18 protein-coding genes, 1 tRNA gene and 2 pseudogenes are annotated in these 17,688 nt (G+C 39.8%); 13 read left to right on the forward strand and 8 right to left on the reverse strand.

Annotation, left to right across the window (positions count from 1 at the left end; translation table 11 throughout):
- Positions 1-234: 234 nt before the first annotated feature.
- From QWU_RS01435 to QWU_RS08865, 4 genes and pseudogenes are all read left to right on the forward strand, one after another.
- A complete protein-coding gene (locus QWU_RS01435) occupies positions 235-897 on the forward strand; it encodes a lysozyme (RefSeq protein ID WP_006589771.1) in 663 nt (220 codons plus the stop codon).
- Positions 894-1,121, forward strand: coding sequence for a hypothetical protein (locus tag QWU_RS01440; protein ID WP_006589772.1), 228 nt, complete (start codon positions 894-896; stop codon positions 1,119-1,121). Before QWU_RS01435 ends, QWU_RS01440 begins: the two co-directional genes overlap by 4 nt.
- Positions 1,122-1,252: 131 nt before the next feature.
- Positions 1,253-1,471 (forward strand): hypothetical protein, encoded by a 219-nt coding sequence (locus tag QWU_RS01445; RefSeq protein WP_035451423.1) that lies wholly within the window; start codon positions 1,253-1,255, stop codon positions 1,469-1,471.
- A gap of 362 nt (positions 1,472-1,833) precedes the next feature.
- A pseudogene (locus QWU_RS08865) lies at positions 1,834-2,708 on the forward strand (outer membrane protein).
- 640 nt (positions 2,709-3,348) lie between these two features.
- Here the strand turns inward: QWU_RS08865 and QWU_RS01455 are convergent.
- Positions 3,349-3,433 (reverse strand) — tRNA-Leu (locus QWU_RS01455).
- A 219-nt stretch (positions 3,434-3,652) separates the two neighbouring features.
- Between QWU_RS01455 and QWU_RS01460 the strand changes: the two genes are divergently transcribed.
- The 4 genes from QWU_RS01460 to QWU_RS09935 all read left to right on the forward strand — a co-directional run bounded on the left by QWU_RS01460 (position 3,653) and on the right by QWU_RS09935 (position 6,624).
- On the forward strand, positions 3,653-4,261 hold the full coding sequence (locus QWU_RS01460) for a YqaA family protein (RefSeq protein ID WP_006589775.1): 609 nt from the start codon (positions 3,653-3,655) through the stop codon (positions 4,259-4,261).
- 12 nt (positions 4,262-4,273) lie between these two features.
- On the forward strand, positions 4,274-4,843 hold the full coding sequence (locus tag QWU_RS01465) for a disulfide bond formation protein B (protein WP_017196054.1): 570 nt from the start codon (positions 4,274-4,276) through the stop codon (positions 4,841-4,843).
- Between the two features lie 366 nt (positions 4,844-5,209).
- A complete protein-coding gene (locus tag QWU_RS01480; protein ID WP_006589777.1) occupies positions 5,210-5,740 on the forward strand; it encodes a type II toxin-antitoxin system PemK/MazF family toxin in 531 nt (176 codons plus the stop codon).
- A 620-nt stretch (positions 5,741-6,360) separates the two neighbouring features.
- Positions 6,361-6,624, forward strand: a complete 264-nt coding sequence (locus QWU_RS09935) for a hypothetical protein (protein ID WP_144062915.1) — start codon at positions 6,361-6,363, stop codon at positions 6,622-6,624.
- Between the two features lie 337 nt (positions 6,625-6,961).
- Here QWU_RS09935 and QWU_RS01490 read toward each other — a convergent pair whose 3' ends face one another.
- A complete protein-coding gene (locus QWU_RS01490) occupies positions 6,962-7,264 on the reverse strand; it encodes a hypothetical protein (RefSeq protein ID WP_017196057.1) in 303 nt (100 codons plus the stop codon).
- A gap of 822 nt (positions 7,265-8,086) precedes the next feature.
- Here QWU_RS01490 and QWU_RS01510 point away from each other — a divergent pair.
- The 3 genes from QWU_RS01510 to QWU_RS01520 all read left to right on the forward strand — a co-directional run bounded on the left by QWU_RS01510 (position 8,087) and on the right by QWU_RS01520 (position 9,970).
- Positions 8,087-8,911, forward strand: coding sequence for a VIT1/CCC1 transporter family protein (locus QWU_RS01510; RefSeq protein WP_006589779.1), 825 nt, complete (start codon positions 8,087-8,089; stop codon positions 8,909-8,911).
- Positions 8,912-9,051: 140 nt separating this feature from the next.
- On the forward strand, positions 9,052-9,594 hold the full coding sequence (gene dut, locus QWU_RS01515; protein WP_006589780.1) for a dUTP diphosphatase: 543 nt from the start codon (positions 9,052-9,054) through the stop codon (positions 9,592-9,594).
- A 181-nt stretch (positions 9,595-9,775) separates the two neighbouring features.
- Positions 9,776-9,970: a hypothetical protein gene (locus QWU_RS01520; protein ID WP_017196061.1), complete on the forward strand. Its 195-nt coding sequence runs from the start codon at positions 9,776-9,778 to the stop codon at positions 9,968-9,970.
- Positions 9,971-10,000: 30 nt separating this feature from the next.
- On the opposite strand, the gene QWU_RS01525 is transcribed toward QWU_RS01520, so the two are convergent.
- The 3 genes from QWU_RS01525 to QWU_RS10470 all read right to left on the reverse strand — a co-directional run bounded on the left by QWU_RS01525 (position 10,001) and on the right by QWU_RS10470 (position 11,903).
- A complete protein-coding gene (locus QWU_RS01525; RefSeq protein ID WP_006589781.1) occupies positions 10,001-10,567 on the reverse strand; it encodes a biopolymer transporter ExbD in 567 nt (188 codons plus the stop codon).
- Positions 10,564-11,466, reverse strand: coding sequence for a MotA/TolQ/ExbB proton channel family protein (locus tag QWU_RS01530; RefSeq protein ID WP_017196062.1), 903 nt, complete (start codon positions 11,464-11,466; stop codon positions 10,564-10,566). The genes QWU_RS01525 and QWU_RS01530 overlap by 4 nt, the downstream gene beginning before the upstream one ends.
- A gap of 305 nt (positions 11,467-11,771) precedes the next feature.
- Complete coding sequence (locus QWU_RS10470) at positions 11,772-11,903, reverse strand: hypothetical protein (RefSeq protein WP_274532055.1); 132 nt, start codon at positions 11,901-11,903, stop codon at positions 11,772-11,774.
- A gap of 265 nt (positions 11,904-12,168) precedes the next feature.
- On the opposite strand from QWU_RS10470, the gene QWU_RS01540 reads away from it, so the two are divergent.
- Together QWU_RS01540 and QWU_RS01545 are read left to right on the forward strand one after the other, a co-directional pair.
- Entirely contained in the window at positions 12,169-12,495 is a 327-nt protein-coding gene (locus tag QWU_RS01540) for an ElaB/YgaM/YqjD family protein (protein WP_006589783.1), read from the forward strand.
- Between the two features lie 3 nt (positions 12,496-12,498).
- The gene (locus QWU_RS01545) at positions 12,499-12,942 is read left to right on the forward strand and encodes a hypothetical protein (protein WP_006589784.1); all 444 of its coding nucleotides are present in this window, start codon (positions 12,499-12,501) and stop codon (positions 12,940-12,942) included.
- 649 nt (positions 12,943-13,591) lie between these two features.
- On the opposite strand, the gene glmM is transcribed toward QWU_RS01545, so the two are convergent.
- The 3 genes and pseudogenes from glmM to ftsH form a co-directional block, all read right to left on the reverse strand.
- A complete protein-coding gene (glmM, locus tag QWU_RS01555; protein ID WP_006589785.1) occupies positions 13,592-14,980 on the reverse strand; it encodes a phosphoglucosamine mutase in 1,389 nt (462 codons plus the stop codon).
- Between the two features lie 237 nt (positions 14,981-15,217).
- Positions 15,218-15,427: a hypothetical protein gene (locus tag QWU_RS01565; protein ID WP_006589786.1), complete on the reverse strand. Its 210-nt coding sequence runs from the start codon at positions 15,425-15,427 to the stop codon at positions 15,218-15,220.
- Between the two features lie 58 nt (positions 15,428-15,485).
- Positions 15,486-17,638: pseudogene (ftsH, locus tag QWU_RS08870) on the reverse strand (ATP-dependent zinc metalloprotease FtsH).
- Between the last annotated feature and the right edge of the window lie 50 nt (positions 17,639-17,688).

Below are 17,688 nucleotides of genomic sequence, written 5' to 3' on the forward strand. Positions count from 1 at the left end.
GATGCTTTTGCAAAAACAACAGCGACCATAAGCACCCCATAACCCTCGTACCCCAAAACCACCTGCAACGAGCAACCATAGCCCCTATCACCACCACTCGCTAAGGGAGCAGCCCACAAGCCTCATAGCTAACTCAAGTTTCATTTCTCGTTTGTTTTTGGCAATCGGGAAAAAATTCACCTTTAAGATGTCACTCGACCTCACCTTGTGTGGGGCTTTTTTATGGAGGAATTTATGCGAACAATATCACAAGAAGGGCTTGCACTCATCAAACAATGGGAAGGTTTACGCTTGAACGCTTATAAAGACGCCATCGGAATATGGACAATTGGTTATGGACATACAAACAGTGCCGGGAAACCTTTTATTCATAAAGACATGACAGTCACTGAAAAACAAGCTGAAGAACTTCTTCGCCAAGATTTAAGACAATTTGAAAATGCTGTTGAACAAGCGGTTCAAGTTTCCTTAACAAACGAACAATTCGCAGCATTGGTATCCTTTTGCTATAATATAGGCACAACAGCTTTTTGTAACTCGACCCTATTAAAAAAGCTTAATAGTGGTGAATATGAAGCAATACCAGCCGAACTACAAAAATGGACCAAAGCCAGTGGTAAACGCTTGCAAGGTCTTGTACACCGGCGCGCGGCAGAAGCAGGTCTATGGGCGAAAGGGGCTTATGTTTCCTCAAACTATCAAACCGTGGAAACGCAAGCATCAACGGGACTTTTTAAAGCAGAAGCCCTTGCTCCAATTATTGGTTCTTTTTCAGGTCTTGGTGGCCTATTGGCAGGCAATGGCCCCATCCAATGGGCTTTGGCAACCATTATGGTTTTAGCAGCCTGTGCTGGTATTTTCTTTGTTGCTAAACGCTTTCAGGAGCACCGCCTATGATTTTATGGATGAAAAGAAATTTGATGTTAACAGGCGCGGCTCTCGCTGCTTTTTTTATGGCTTTAGCCAAGGCTTTCATCCTTGGTAAAAAGAGTGAACAGCAAAAACAAACAGAAAGAACTTTAAAGGCAGCAACAACACGGCTGGAGGTGGAAAATGAAGTTAATCAGAAAAGTGATGCTGATGTGCGCTCTGAGCTCTCTGACTGGTTGCGTGACCCATAAATATACGTCTCCCTGTATTGGCTGGTTTCCCATTTATTTAAGCGAGCAAGATTCGCATATCATCAGTTCAAACTTAGCAAGAGAAATTTTAAAACATAACAAACAGGGCCAACGCTTGTGTGGGTGGAAACATGGTGAGAAAAAAAACTGAAAACCACACCGAGCTTACAGAAGCAGAAAAAGCAATGCTTCAAGAAATGATCATCGCCTACAAAAGTGTAAAAATGATGTCGCGTCTGATGAAGTGGATAGCATTTTTTATTTTTTTGCTTATCCTTGATTTTGCTCGCCTCATGGATGCAATAGATCATGTCATTGCACATTTAAAACAGTGGTTTTCAAAACATTAGCCATTTATTGCTTCATTTATTGCTTGTATTGCTTGTATTGCTCGATGAATAAAAAACATTCTTTAAAGCGCGCTATCGAAAAGAGACTTAAAAAGTACAAACCATTGATTTTACTCAACTACACTACAAAACAGCCACACCACAAAACAGCCACACCACAAAACAGCCACACCACAAAACAGCCACACCACAAAACAGCCACACCACAAAACAGCCACACTACAAAACAGCCACACCACAAAACAGCCTGAGAAAACTTTTAATTGTTCACAGAAATAAAACTTGTATAGTGTTTTATTTATAGATTTTTAAATTTAAATATGTATAGTGAATCACTTATTTAAAATAAACAAGGGGTTTATATGAACACAAAACGTTTAGTTACAATGTTTTTTGCAGGTTTAATGGCAACTTCTAGCGTGCAAGCAGCTGATATCGTAATGCCTCAAGAAACAAAATCAAGAGTTGCGCCAACTGTCACACCGATTAGAGTTGCGCCGGCTTTTTCTTGGACCGGTCTTTATTTAGGAGGACAGATCGGGAGTTTTTCAAGTAAAAGTGCTTTAAATTATTCTCAAGATGCAACCACTGGTAAATGGGCTTGGGTTGATAAGAATTTATCACCTCAACCCTCAGGTCTTATAGCGGGTCTTTATGGTGGAGCTAATATCCATTTAGGTAATAACTTTGTTGTCGGCGTTGATACAGACATGATGTGGTCTAACAAGAAAGACACAAAAACAGATGATGGGAAAAAATTCTAGATGATTTAGATTCTATTAATGCAGTATTTAAAAAAGCTGGTATTCCTATCATAAAGCCTGCTGCTCAAGATGAAACCATACCCAATTATGGTGATATTGTTGTAAGCAGTGTTAGCTTGAAAGAAAAATGGGCTGGTGCTACACGCGTACGTCTTGGTTTTGCTTCTGATCGTGTTATGCCTTATGTGGCAGCTGGTATTAGTTATGCACAGATGCAATATACCATGTCACTTTTATCAAAATCCCAAGAAGACATGACGACAATATTTGCTTCTGGTGATGTATTAAATGAAGCACAAACGATGGTTGGTTATACAGTTGGTGGCGGTCTTGATTTTGCCATAACGAATAATATTATTGCACGTGCAGAATATCGTTATTCAGATTTTGGTCAGAAGAAATTTGCAAATGGTAAGCTTGAAATGAGTCATAAAACCAATGATTTCCGCATTGGTCTTGCTTATAAATTCTAGTTTCTTACAAAATCGCATCATGAAAAAACCCACCTGGAAGTGGGTTTTTTCATTGATAAAGATAAGCACCAACCCACTTTAATTTCCCATACAACAAAATGTGGCAGATTGTTTCACTGCGCTTTTTCTTCACCATAAAGAGCGCAGATTTTTCCCGCCCAACAACAAGATAAGAAGAGAGGCCTTTAATCAGGACAATTCATCATCATGCAATTTGCAAAAAATGAATTATTTTCATAAATCTATACGTTACTTAACTTAAAACAGTGTTCCTGCTCTTTATTTATACCCTGACAAACTTTTGGGTAAATTCTGTTTTTGAAACTCCCATTCAACTTTGCACTTTATCATACAAGCAGCACAAAAAGGCAGAATGGTTATTTTTTCTGTTAACAATTGAAGACTTAAAACCCATTGAGAATATTTTTTTACCCATCAAATTGATATTTCAACACTTATTATTTTTATATATTTGCATGCCTCAAAAGCAAACCGCAAGAAACAACAAAACCTTGTCTTGATAAAACCTTGTCTTGATATTGTTGAATATAGCTTTTTCATGGTGGTAAAGAGCAACAAAAAACACCACAAACCTTCAAAGAACGGAAGATTTATGGGCAACAAGGGAAAGAATGAACAGTGGTGCGGGTGGTCGGACTCGAACCGACACTCCTCTCGGAACCAGATTTTGAGTCTGGCGCGTCTACCAGTTCCACCACACCCGCATATTATGAGTTAAGGGACAGAACAGCCCAACACTTCTTTGCACTATATGAAGAAGGACAGATTCGTCAACAACAGATTTTTTGTTTTTTAAGAATCCATATGATTTTTATCTCATCCATTGTATAGAATATCCTTAAGAATCTTTAAATTATTTGTTTGATTGGATTTATAGCGAACAATTGGTAAAGTCTTTACCTATTAGACTTATGAAAGCCTTCATGATATTAAAGAGATTAAAACATTGGACTATTTCTTTAGCAAATCGGCCCACGGCGCCCCATTGGCTTGGATTTATTGCCTTTATTGAAAGTTCTGTTTTTCCAATTCCGATAGATATTTTATATATCCCCATGGGGCTTGTTTATCCCAAGCGGGTTTATCGCTATGCTTTTATTGCCACTATTTGCTCTGTTTTGGGCGGCATTGCTGGTTGGTTTATTGGACACTTTGCCTATGATACACTTGCCAAACCGATTTTAGAATTTTACGGTAGAGTTGAAAATTTTGAAGCCCTTAAGAACAAGGCAACATTACAATTTTTGGTTATTTTATTAATCACTTCAGGTTTTTTACACATCCCCCCAATCAAGATTATCACGATTTTAGCAGGTGTCATGGGTGTTAATCTTGGGCTTTTTATTATCACCTGTTTCTTTGCGCGGGGAGCTCGCTTTTATCTTCTAGCATGGCTTATTCAGCATTTTGGGAAAAAAGCCATGGATTTTCTTTTCCGAAATTTCAAATGGATGCTCTTGATTGGTTTTTTAAATCTCCTACTTGTCTATGGAATTTTTATTATTTGTATAAACAAGCACCTTTTATTTTAAGGAACAAATGCAATGGTAGGCACTTTGTCTTTGCGGCACATTTTTCACAAACATCTTCATCATGAGCCAAGCAGAAAAGAGCAAAGTTTATGGGCTTTTTTTCTGGCTTTTGGCCTCTCAAGCACAATAGGCTTAGCGCTTGGTTTTGAATATATTGGTGGATATCTTCCATGCGATTTATGTCTGATTGAACGTTTACCCTATTACAGTGCACTACCTTTTTTGCTTTTAGCAGGTTTTGCGGCATGGTTTTTTCGCATTTCTTCTTGGGTACAACTTTTATTTTTTTGTGTTTTTATTTTAATGACAATCAGCCTTGTTTTAGCAATTTACCATACAGGCATTGAATATGGCTTTTGGCCAGCGCCTTCCAGCTGTGGTTCAAGTGCAACAAGCAGAACAACAGATGTCAACCAGCTTTTGAATCAATTAAACAACATCTACCCCCCAGCTTGCTCTGAAGCCTCCCTGCGCTTTCTTTCTCTCTCATTTGCTGGTTGGAATGCTCTTGCCAGCCTTTTTTACATGCTTGCTAGTTTTTATATTGCTTCAAAAGGGCTGCTTTCAGACTATAAAACATAACAACCACCGCATGCTCCTCATGCACAGCATATTTGCTTATAAAACAGCGTATAGCACAAAGCCCCAAACACAAAAATTGCCTCTTTCACACGCGTCCACAAACATCATACCACTCCCCACTTTACAACAGCAAGAATAACTTCCTGCTTATTGTAAAAGATCCCTACGCTTTCTTTGTCATACATTTGTAGGTTTAATTTCGTTCTCAAATTTTCTTTCTAAGCCGCATTGATAAAAACAAACAAATATGGCTGTATTTTATTATTTTGCCTCTCTGTACTTACAAACAATATTTTGATAGAAACCGGCGGTGGAAAAGCTATCGAATAATGCGTGAGGGGACCAATAAATATTGAATGGTCAACCATGCCTGAGGATAAAAACACAACGCCTCCCATTACCCCTCCCTTGCTCACCGCTTTAGATATCTGTCACCTTGAAGCACCGCATATTGTGATGGAACATGATCATAGCGCATGGCAAGAACATAGCAAATTGGGGGATTTAAATGCTCCTTATAGAAAACCCCCTCATATAAAACCCCGTATCAAATCGGCTCCCCGTATTAGGCAGGTTTTTTGGTGCGATTTTCCTCATGATTCGATCTTACCTGAATTTTGGAAAAAGCGCCCTGTTTTAGTGCTCTCTAAGAATGCAAAACTCTACGGCAATGTTACAGTTTTGCCATTTTCAACAAAATCGCAACCAAATAATCCTGCAGCTTATGCCCTACAATCTCCAATAGAACATAAAAAAGCATGGATTATCTGCAATTATGTAACAACAGTTTCGGTAAGCCGTCTGAGTTGTTCACGTAGCATTCCAAGGTTATCGGAAAAAGAGTTTCATAAAGTTATCGCTCTTATGCTCAAACATTTACCCCGTTTATATCATTGACTTTTTTTAAAAATAAGCCTATATAAATAGGCATATACGGCATCAGCAATGGTGGCCGCTTCCCCGCAAGGGGAGATAGGAACGAAGGAGTGGGAAACCACTCCTTTCGTCATTTAAGCTATACAATTTAAGCTATACAGTGGTCATTTAAGGCATCCAACAATATCACAACCATTACAGGCAGAAAAATTCTTAGCAAATGGGAACATTTCTCATAAAAGCAAAAATGTTCCCTTCATTAAACCCCACATAGATAAAGAAACCTATAGATTTGATTAATTTGTTTTACTGCAAAAATTCTTCTGCTCTTAATATCTCTTTTTTTGCAATCTATAAAGGATAGGTAAAAATTTTCTCTAAAATCTGAAATCTAAAAAAAGCAATTTTAAGTGTTAGCTTTATTTTCCCCAAACATATCCTTTTGGCAGCATATATTCTCCTTTGCCCTATCACCTTAAATACGCTTATCATTCCTAAATATTGATAATCAGCAGCAGCATGCACAAAACAGCATATCACCCCATAACGACCGCGCCATACACCTATTTTCTTTCATCTTTTCATAATGATTTATCGTGAGATATTTTTTAAGATTAAGCCATAGAGCAAATTTCACCACTGTGCAAATTGCTTTAAGCAAAAATCCTTACCTACTCAAAAATCCTTACCCGCTCAAAAATCCTTACCCACTCAAAAATCCTTACCTACTCATAGATGGCAAGGCTTCTTTATACAAAGAGCACATGATGCTCAGCTTTGATCTTTTCCATAACAATGATACAAATTCAAACTTAAGCCAACGGAATAATATACCTATTCTAAACGGTTTCTCCATCACCACCTTATCGGCAACAGACTACCCCAATATCGGTGCACTTACTTGAGAATTTTTTGTGCATTCACGCACCGTAAAAAAGAAAATATTTGAATCATGTTCAGCTCCATTTTCATGGATCCGAATTGAACAATGCTTAAAAAAACCAAACAAAAATAGAGAGGTAAGTTACGAAAACTACAAGGTAAATTTTATTGCCTAACAATATCTATTTTTCCCCTTCTGCACAGCTATTAAAGCACTATAAAATTATCTTCATTAAAAAACAATTTCTTATAATCTAGGGGAAAAAAGTAAAAAACTCCCCCAAAATGGGGAATTATTTTCAAAATTATCAAAAAAGCAGCACAATTTTAGTGATCTTTTTGTTTTTCCTTCTGATAAAATTAATTTACAAATATCTTAGGAGCACCTCCGATAGATTTCCAATGAGCAAAATTTGCCAGCTGTTCAATAACACCCTTTTTTAACTTATTATTTTTCTTATCGCGTAAATTATATTGATCCGCATTCTGTTGCAGCCATTTTGCAAGTGTTTGTTTAACAATTTTGCCACTCTCAGCCCCGCTCACCACTTTCCATACCGCCACAGCTGCAGCAAACTTCAGAGCATATCGTGGATGCACCGAATCTTGAAACTGACATTTGTGATTCTTAACGCCACCAGAATCAGTCTTAAAGAATAACAATTTAGGTCTCTTACCGCATCATAAAAGCCATTCTTTCAAATCATCTAGAAAATAAGAAAACAGAAGATTTTGCCGCTACAAAAACCATTCGCCATGACAACACGATCATAGAGCCATTCTACCTTTCATTTTCCCTCTTTGCCTGCTTTTATCATCTCTCGATAAGCAATTTGCAAGGATGAGGCAACCTACTTCGTAAATATCATCCTCTTCAGGTCTTTTTTCATTGTCAAAACTATAGATAAGGGGATTCACTCCAGCTCTCTTATTGCCTTGTACGATAACATGACACAACATCCACCCTTTTTCTAATTAAGCATCCGTGCGCTTTATTTTTCTCTCATATTGCCTTTGTCATACCGCTGCCTGCCTCTTTAACCTGTTTAATTTCTATATTGCAGCGAAGAATTCCTCTCAGGTTTAAAAAATATCAACAAGCACATACCCTCTTCTCCCATGAGTCAACACCAACCATCAAACTTCCCACAACGCAGGTCCCATAGCCTCAAGCCTCCCCACATACCACCAAGCCCCAATAGCCAGCACCGCATTTTCTCCTCCTTATTCATTACCAAAATTCCTTAGCAGCATCACCAAGATTTCTCTTTTCGGCATTTTGCTCTGATTGTTTCACAGACGCTTTTCTTGCTGACTTATTATCTCTTATCTCACCAGTTTTTAGCTTCCTCACACATCATAATTGACACATCAGAGCTGCTCTTTTCGCTTCGCAGTCTTTTTACAATATTTTAATTTTAGATTGACATTCATCTTTTTTCTCTTATATCTTTAGAATAATTCTAAAGTACAAAGGACCAGAAAATGTTGAGATTGTTTTTTTCATTCGTACAACGCAAAGCTCTGTCCTTTCGTTCAGCACAAAAAATGGCCATTCAAGTACTCAAAGCAAAACAACGCCATGCCGCTTTTTATTTAAAATATGCCAAAGCCCTAGCACCTTATTCTTCCAAGCAAGCAGCAATTTTTACAGCAATGGGCCTGCAAGAACTTGAAAATTATAAGCAGCTTATGTATCTTTCCTGTGGCAATCACGCGAAAGTGATAGATTCAGCCTGTGCGCATCGTGCTCTTGTAAATCATGCTCTTGTCACAAGAAAAAAATCTCATAAGAATGCTCGAAGCAAAACGGCAAATCAAACCACAAAAAAACCATCAAAAACGCACAGACAGCTGCTTTTAACATGGATTCAACCTGGTCTTGCTGGCTTAATGGATGGCTCTGTCTCCACCCTTGCACCAATCTTTGCAGCAGCTTTTGCCACTGGTGATACACATCAAACCTTTTTGATAGGGCTTTCGGCTTCAATTGGAGCAGGTCTTTCAATGGGTTTTACAGAGGCAGCCCATGATGATGGAAAATTATCAGGTCGTGGTTCTCCATTGAAAAGAGGGATTGCCAGCGGCGTTATGACAACGATAGGGGGATTAGGACACGCACTTCCCTATTTGATCAACTCTTTTTACGTTGCAACAATTATTGCCTTTATTGTTGTTTTTTTCGAACTCTGGGCGATAGTTTGGATTCAAAACAAATTTATGTCGACTCCTTTTTGGCGCGCATCTTTACAGGTTCTCATTGGTGGAGCTCTCGTTTTCGCTACGGGTATTTTCATTGGTAGTATATAAAAACACTATAGAAAAAAAGCATTTACCATACAAAATAAGCAGTGGAATCTCTCGCCTCCCTCAGTCTTTAGCTGCTTGTTTCAAAAGCAATTTTTTGTTAAAGTTGTGTTTATTTTGTACATTTTGGAGATGCTTTGACCATGCCCTATACGCACCTGAACAGCCCAAAGCCACCCCCCTCTTCGTCGAATACATCATCTCACCTTGCACAAAAGGTAACCTTATCAATCCAGTATCTTGAACATGGGCAAGGTCTAGAACCTCCCCGCTATGCCACAGCGGGTTCTACTGGTCTTGATCTACGAGCAGCAATTGGAGAAGAAGAAACACTCACTCTTGCTCCAGGGCAGCGCGCCCTTATTCCAACGGGTCTCATCTTTCACTTGTCTGCCGGGTTTGAAGCACAAATACGTCCACGCTCTGGTTTAGCCTTAAAGCATGGCATTACATGCCTAAACACCCCAGGAACAATTGACAGCGATTACCGTGGTGAAGTCAAAGTACTTCTCATCAATTTGGGGCAAGAAAACTTCTCCATTACACGCGGCATGCGCATTGCACAAACGGTCATAGCACCAGTGACTCAAGTCGATGTTTGTGCCATTGAACCAGATGAAAAAAACAGCTTAAGCAATATGGGAGAGCGTGGCACAGGTGGATTTGGCTCAACAGGACAAACTTAAACAGCGCATTCACAGGGAAGAAAGACATCTTTCCACGAAAGCGGCACAAATTGATTCCGACAATGCTCAACTACGCAAAAGGAAGCACAATGCATCCGTGCTTCAAGCTTAGGCCACATATCATCACACACGCAAGCGCAAAAAATACAGCGCGAAAATATTGAGCCGTCATAAGGAAAGAATGCCAAAAAAGTCTAGCGCATCACTTGTCGGTAGAAAGGCGTTATCCATAAAACAAAACAGTACAAAAGCAGCTATCGCGTCGATTATTTTGGCAAATTTTTGTGCAATTGCAGCAGCTCAAAAAGGCGGCCCAAGAAAGAGAAGCAAGAAAGAGAAGCAAGCAAAATCACTCTGTATTTTTATAGCAACATAAACGAAAAGAGAACTCTTGATGACCAGTTTTTTACTCGACAGGAGCAACAGGTCCCACTACAGTGCTTTTGGTATTTACCACATCGCTTGCGATTGCCCCAGCACCTATCATATTCTTTCCGCTATCCTCCCCTCCTATTTTAGGGCTTACCGCACTTCTTGCCGCAACATTAGAAGATTTTTGCAACCCCATAAGACCAACTTTACTATATCCAGCAGTTCGGATTTGATTGAGTAAATCCACCACAGCACCATAATCGATTTCGCTATCGGCTTTGATTAGAATTCGAGTTTCTCGATTTTGGTTTGTTTGCTTGAGCAAAGATTCCACAAAAGTTGTTTGATTTACAAGATGATCACCCACATAAAGCGCATGATCTTTTTGCAGAGTCACATAAAGGGGCTCATCAGGTTGAGGGGTGAGAGGCGCTTGGGTTATAGAAGGAAGTTGCACAGGGATAGCTGATGTTGCCAAAGGTGCGGCAACCATAAAAACAATAAGCAACACCAATACAACATCAATAAAAGGGGTTACATTGATCTCGCTGTGCAATCCGCTCTCACTGGAATCAAAATCATCATTAAAACCTACTTTCATTTTTTATGACTCATCTGTTGTCTATGTTTATCCAATTCACGGCTCAAAAGTCTTTCAAGTGCGGCAGCAATATCGCCCAAATCATTGCGATAACCGCTCAAAGCACGCATCAAGCTATTATACATCACCACAGCAGGAATAGCCACAAAAAGCCCGATAGCCGTTGCCAGTAAAGCTTCGGCAATTCCAGGAGCCACCACATCAAGCCTCGTTGTTTGAGACTGAGCAATACCGATAAAAGAATTCATAATTCCCCAAACGGTGGCAAACAAACCAACGAAGGGGGCAAGTGCACCAATGGTTGCAAGAACAGCACTTCCATAGGCAACACGTCGCACAGCAGCCAGCAAACAGCGTGACAACAACGAATGAACCCTTTCCTTTACACCCTCATTCATTTCACGAACATCACGTGCAACCTCACCATAGCGATCAATTTCATTATAAAAGAAGGGATATTCATCAGCAACGCTGTGTCCCCCCTGTTGCAAGACTTCCTTTTGTATTTCTTGCCTTGCACTTGTTCTTTCATGGGCACTTCCACCAGTTCCTTCACCACCGGCAAAATGAACCTGTTGTGTAGAAAGATAGACCTCTTTGAGAACTTCCTTAAGAAAGAGCACACCAGCTCCTTTGCTTTCTTTCAAGCTAGCAGCCAAACGCGTAAGGGTCTGAGCCTTAAGGGTTAAATGAAGTTCATGGCGCACTCTTCGCTTTGCAAGAGTAATTTCAACAATTTTAACAAAAGTAATTGTCCAAGAAACGAGAGAAGCAAGCAACAACAGAACAATCACAGCTTTCACGACAAAATCAGCTGCCATAAACATAGCAAAGGGAGAAAGATCATACACAGCCAATCCAGCAGATGCACTCTCTAAAGGTACGGTCTCAGATTCCATTTTTGTCTCACACGATTGTGGTTTTCACTTTTTGGTTTCACAGCTGTGTCATCAGCCCCCGTAGCAGCACTTTCCCACAACGCCCCGTCCCTGTTAACGTCACTCTGTATCTGTCTTAAAAAATAAAACTTGATAAATCAAGTATAGTTTTATTTCAGAAAGGCCCTCTTTCAAGAGGAATTTTTTAAGAAATTTTTCTTTTGCAAATTTACAAAAACTTTATCAAACAAAATAAATTATGTTGCAAAACGCCTTGAATGACAAGTTACATATGATCTCAAAGATTGATTTATAATGATAATTTCTCAAAGAGCCAATCCATAACTGCCCAAAAAAACAATAAACGCATCAAACCCATAACTGCTAAAAAACCACATCGTCCCCATAAGAGCAGCAAGAACAACATTGAGATCTGCCAAACACATAAATGATGACAAGTTTTATCAGCATAAGGATAGCGATAAATAGCAATCTCCCACTATAACTTCCCACGGATAAAAGAGCCACTCGAGATTTCTTCAGACAATTCCCAAATAAGACTTATTTTCGGCAAAATAATTTTAAATTGCACCAAAAGAGGGAACTTAAAAAAGCCTTTGACGTTACCACAGCAGTGAAAATTTTTACTCCAAAGCAAATGATCACTATGAATACACAAATACCGAGCAATGCTAAATCAGCTGAATCAGAAGGAAAAGCATCATGGCAAATCATAAAACACCAAAGAATAACAAAGTAGCATCAGAAAAAAATCTACAAGGACATTTAGAAAAATTACACAGTGAAATTTCAGGAATAACAGAAACATTAACAGATCTTGGTGCAAGCAAGTTGAGTGCCGCTAAAAATAAAGCGGAAAAACTGTATAATTCCGCCAAAGAAAACAGCGAAGACATAATGTCTCAAGCCAAAGAAAAGATTGGTGAATTTGAACAAACCATAAATGAATGCGTTCGTAAAAACCCTGGCAAAAGCGTTTTGTTTTCAGCAGGCATTGGTTTTATTCTTGCTCAATTATTGCGTCGTTAAACAATGCATAAATTTATCACTCCCCTTTTAAACCACCTTGTCGGTGGAGGGTTAAAAAGCACTGTTAAGCAAGTCCGCCTTCAAGCAATTTGCTATGGGTTTATTGGCATTTCATTGTTTATATCGCTACTTTTTTTATCTATCATTGGTTTTATTGCTCTATGTTCGATCATGAAACCTATAACGGCAGCTATCACAATGTTTTTCATTTGGCTTTTTCTTGCAGGCATAGCTATTTTCATATGCCGCATTCTCAAAGCATATCAAAACTATGATCAACAAAAGAAAACAGAAGAAAGACGCCATCAGCTTATGACAGATGCCACAGTTTCCAGCCTTGCGCTTTTAAGCAAACATCTCCCTCTTGCCAAATTGAGCATTCCAATTCTTGGACTTGCAAGCTTTTTTCTGTGGAAAAAAGATAAAAAAAATCACTTTTCGGATTAAGATATGCAATTGTGCACCCTTAACCCCCCGGTGTTTTCTTTCTTCAAAGAGAGAAGACACCTTTTTTATTCCTATCATAGCAAGATTCATTCTAAAAAGTTGATTTTCCACCAAGCAGCAAATAATAAAGTCTCAAACTTTTTCTATCACATTCCTTACATATCTATAAAACCGCTTTTATGTATGATTGATCTACATGAATAAAAAAGGGTGTCTTCTCTAGGGCATATGCAGTATTCATAGCAAAATCATAACACTGTGATAACGATAGACAACCATCCAAAACTTCTTAAAAATATCCCCCTCAGAATATCCTTATGATACCCTCCATCACCTCCTGTATGGCAACATCAATAAAATCTTACACACCACCCACAGCTATCATTCAGGAAATCAGCTTGATTCCAGAAAAACAAACCTCTCACCCCTATTTTTCGCCAACACTCCTTTTTAAAAAGCACTGCTTTTTATCCCTCTCCTCAACCAACAAATTTGCCAGTTTTGCCTCAAGGGCATCCCCTTAAAGAGACTTTTCTTCAAAATATCCTGTAAAACTTCTCGCCCCCCTACCATCATGGCGCTCATGAGCGGGCTTACAAAAACAGAATACACCCCCTCTGCTAAAAATCGTGCTTAAGAATGCCACAAATTATCGCAAAAATTCAAGATTCCCCAGAGCACAAGCATCCACCGGTGCATCATGATGTGTGATAACTTGGCTAACCTCTTGCACGGCAGCATCCAAAATTTCCCGTGCATCACCTTCGGCCATAATACGAATAACCGGCTCGGTTCCAGAAGCACGAATAACCAATCGTGCATCTTTTCCCAAACGTTGTGTTGCTTGATCTATTGCCATTTTAACGGGATTCTTTTTCAGCACATTTTTATTTTTAATGGTTACATTTTTTAAAATCTGCGGCACAGGCTCAAATCGCCGACACAATTGACTCATAGGGATTTGACTTTCCTGCATACAAGCCAACACCTGCAAAGCAGCCACCAACCCATCACCAGTTGTACCAAAATCACTCAATATAATATGTCCAGAAGCTTCACCACCAACATTATATCCTTTTTGGCGCATAGCCTCGACCACATAGCGATCCCCAACACTTGTCCGCACGAGATCCAAGCCTTTGTATTTTAAGAAGCGCTCCAATCCAAGATTTGACATAATGGTTGTAACCACGCCATTACATTGCAAACGTCCCGTTTTATGCCAATTTTCAGCAATTACAGCGATCAATTGATCGCCATCAATTGGTTGTGCTTTTTCATCCACCAAAAGAACGCGATCTCCATCCCCATCCAGAGCAATTCCCACATCAGCACGAACTTCATGCACTTTTTGTTTTAAGGAAGCCAAATCGGTTGATCCACATTTCTGATTAATATTGGTACCATTTGGTGTATCATGAATGGCAAACACCTCAGCTCCCAATTCCCACAGAGCCCGTGGCGCCGCTTTATAAGCAGCACCATTAGCGCAATCGACAACGATGCGCAAAGCATCCAAACGCACATCCCGTGGCAAGGTCCGCTTAGCATATTCGATATAACGGTAGATATCTCCCTCAACCCGTTTTGCATAACCAATTTCGGCAGAACCTGCTAAAGATTTTGAAAGATCTGTATCAATTAATTGTTCAATTTTTGCTTCCATATCATCGGAAAGCTTAAAACCATCAGGACCAAAAAGTTTAATTCCATTATCATAAAAGGGATTATGAGAAGCAGAAATCATCACGCCAAGATCCGCGCGCAAAGAGCGACAAAGCATCGCCACAGCAGGTGTTGGCACAGGTCCCAACAAAAAAGCCTCCATACCAGCAGCTGTAAATCCTGAAACCAAAGCATTTTCTAACATATAGCCAGATAACCTAGTATCCTTACCAATCACCACACGACGTGACTGACGTTGTGAGCGAAACAAAACCCCAACAGCCATGCCCACTTTCATGGCAAAATCCGGTGTCACAGGAAAAACATTGGCTTTCCCCCGAATTCCGTCTGTACCAAAATATTTTTGTGCCATGCCTTTTCCTTTATGTACAGCTTTTCTCTTACTGTCTGTTCAGAGCCAAATCCCTAGAACAGCGAGATCCCCCATTTGATCAAATGATTCATCTTCCCTTCTTCTTTTTCGAATTTCCAAAAAACCATTCTCACCAAAAATCCCAACGCTGAGAACAAATATTTGTTTCTAATAATAAGCACCCCTCCCCCATCACTTACGTTTCTGCGTTCTCCTTATCCAACTCTATTATCTCAATTATTTCACAGATTTCATCCCCAGACTTTTCCTTTTAACAAAGCCAAAGAACAAGCGCTCTGTCATAAAAACACTCCCCTCAAGCTTCAGTTTTCCTACCACAAGCACATCACCATCAACAATCCAGTTCCCACCCAATCTCCACACTGCAAGTCCGCGCTCACCAATGCACCGGCTCTCACATTCTCCCCCATTATTTGAGAAAAGCACAAATAAAATTTGCGCCTCTCTCAAAAAAATACTTAAAATCTTTTCTAAAAATCAACACTCAAGCATCATCAGAAGGCTTTTGTTTTTCTTTATCATGCCCCGTAGCACTAGATTTTTTTCCAAGCTTGGCTTTACTTGCAGAACGCTTTACTGTTTTAGTAGAATTTTTTGCGCTTCGCGTATTTTTCTCCATATCATGAGATGCATCACCACCAGATGTCGTTTTCTTTCCAACTTGAGTTTCTGCTTTATCGGAAGTAGTTTTATCAGCCTTCGCTTTATTGATGTCCGCCTCATCAGTATTTGTTTTTTCAACGGTTGGTATACGAGACTCTGCTTTTATTGTTCCAGTCTTAGGCACAGAAGAAGTGCGCACAGAAGCACCTTCATCTTTCTGGGTTCGTGAAGGAGGTTTCCCAGCAATAACTTCGTTAATTTCAGCACCCGTTAAAGTTTCATATTCCAACAAACCTTGCGCCAAAGCGAACCATTCTTGTTTTTTGTTTTCAAAATGTTGGTAGCATTTTTATAAGCATCATCAATAAGTTTACGCACCTCAGCATCGATCATACGTGCTGTTTCTTCAGAGACATTTTGTGTTCGTGCCACAGAATGGCCTAAAAAGACCTCATCCTGATTATCACCATAGGCCACATTGCCAAGCAGATCAGAAAAACCCCACCGTGTAATCATAGCACGTGCTAATTTTGTTGCTTGTTCAATATCGGAAGAAGCACCCGATGTGATATTTTCCTTGCCAAATTTTAATTCTTCGGCAACGCGTCCTCCCATCATAATAGCCAGACGAGAAATCATCCACCGATAGCTCATGGAATAACGATCACCTTCAGGCAATTGCATTACCATCCCCAAAGCTCTTCCTCTTGGCACAATTGTTGCCTTATGAACGGGGTCAGCAACAGGCACATTGAGAGCCACGATAGCGTGTCCTGCTTCGTGATAGGCTGTGAGTTCTTTTTCTTCTTGTGTCATGGCGGTTGAACGACGCTCAGCCCCCATCATTACTTTATCTTTGGCGTCTTCGAACTCTTGCATAGTCACGACTCGTTTATTGCGACTAGCAGCCATAAGAGCCGCTTCATTGACAAGATTCATCAAATCAGCACCAGAAAAGCCTGGTGTTCCCCTTGCCAAAATTTTCAAATCAACATTAGGAGCTAAAGGCACGTTGCGTACATGCACTTTCAAGATCTGCTCACGCCCAGAAACATCAGGGTTTGGCACAACCACTTGCCGATCAAAACGCCCCGGTCTTAACAAAGCAGGGTCAAGTACATCAGGACGGTTCGTTGCAGCAATAAGAATAATACTTTCATTGGGTTCAAAACCATCCATTTCAACAAGGAGCTGATTTAAGGTCTGTTCACGTTCATCGTTTCCACCTCCAAGTCCAGCACCACGATGACGTCCCACAGCATCGATTTCATCAATAAAGATAATACAGGGAGCATTTTTTTTAGCCTGTTCAAACATATCGCGCACACGGCTTGCACCAACACCAACAAACATTTCAACAAAATCAGACCCTGAAATGGTAAAGAAGGGCACATTAGCCTCACCAGCCACCGAGCGCGCCAGCGAAGTTTTACCCGTTCCTGGAGGCCCCACCAGCAAAACACCACGTGGAATACGCCCCCCTAAACGTTGAAATTTTTGGGGTTCACGTAAAAATTCGACAATCTCTTGCAGATCCTGCTTTGCTTCTTCCACCCCAGCAACATCCTGAAAAGTAACACGCCCCTGCGCTTCGTTAAGCAATTTTGCTTTTGATTTTCCAAATCCCATTGCGCCGCGTGATCCACTTTGCATTTGCCGCATAAAGAAGACCCACGCCCCAACAATAATAATAACAGGCAGCAAAGAAAAAAGGAGATTAAGAAAAATACTATTGCCAGAGCTTTCAGGAACAGCTTTAACATTTACATTTCTGTTTTCCAATTTTTGTATCAAACCTGGATCTCGTGGAGCATAGGTTGAAATAGTTCTATGCTCAATAGTTTGTCCTGTTAATTTTTGACCTTGAATGGTCACAGACTTCAGCTCATTATTTTCAACTTTTTGTAAAAATTCGGAATAAGAAACCTCTCCCCCTCCAGAGCGCTGATTATCTCCATTAAAGAGAGAAAAAGATATAATCAAAATCAAGGCAATAACTCCCCAAATCAGGAGAGAACGGTAATTGGAATTCATATTTAGCCCACTTAATTAAATATATATTTTTAATATTTCCCTTTAACATA

Origin of the sequence: Bartonella birtlesii IBS 325, from assembly GCF_000273375.1 — a bacterium.
GTDB lineage: Bacteria > Pseudomonadota > Alphaproteobacteria > Rhizobiales > Rhizobiaceae > Bartonella > Bartonella birtlesii.

Bases quoted from the DNA above. Each gene is read 5' to 3' on its own strand.
- QWU_RS01435 (WP_006589771.1), top strand. From the start codon at position 235: ATGCGAACAATATCACAAGAAGGGCTTGCACTCATCAAACAATGGGAA.
- QWU_RS01440 (WP_006589772.1), top strand. From the start codon at position 894: ATGATTTTATGGATGAAAAGAAATTTGATGTTAACAGGCGCGGCTCTC.
- QWU_RS01445 (WP_035451423.1), top strand. From the start codon at position 1,253: ATGGTGAGAAAAAAAACTGAAAACCACACCGAGCTTACAGAAGCAGAA.
- QWU_RS01460 (WP_006589775.1), top strand. From the start codon at position 3,653: ATGATATTAAAGAGATTAAAACATTGGACTATTTCTTTAGCAAATCGG.
- QWU_RS01465 (WP_017196054.1), top strand. From the start codon at position 4,274: ATGGTAGGCACTTTGTCTTTGCGGCACATTTTTCACAAACATCTTCAT.
- QWU_RS01480 (WP_006589777.1), top strand. From the start codon at position 5,210: ATGCCTGAGGATAAAAACACAACGCCTCCCATTACCCCTCCCTTGCTC.
- QWU_RS01510 (WP_006589779.1), top strand. From the start codon at position 8,087: ATGTTGAGATTGTTTTTTTCATTCGTACAACGCAAAGCTCTGTCCTTT.
- dut (WP_006589780.1), top strand. From the start codon at position 9,052: ATGCCCTATACGCACCTGAACAGCCCAAAGCCACCCCCCTCTTCGTCG.
- QWU_RS01520 (WP_017196061.1), top strand. From the start codon at position 9,776: ATGCCAAAAAAGTCTAGCGCATCACTTGTCGGTAGAAAGGCGTTATCC.
- QWU_RS01525 (WP_006589781.1), bottom strand. From the start codon at position 10,567: ATGAAAGTAGGTTTTAATGATGATTTTGATTCCAGTGAGAGCGGATTG.
- QWU_RS01530 (WP_017196062.1), bottom strand. From the start codon at position 11,466: ATGGAATCTGAGACCGTACCTTTAGAGAGTGCATCTGCTGGATTGGCT.
- QWU_RS01540 (WP_006589783.1), top strand. From the start codon at position 12,169: ATGGCAAATCATAAAACACCAAAGAATAACAAAGTAGCATCAGAAAAA.
- QWU_RS01545 (WP_006589784.1), top strand. From the start codon at position 12,499: ATGCATAAATTTATCACTCCCCTTTTAAACCACCTTGTCGGTGGAGGG.
- glmM (WP_006589785.1), bottom strand. From the start codon at position 14,980: ATGGCACAAAAATATTTTGGTACAGACGGAATTCGGGGGAAAGCCAAT.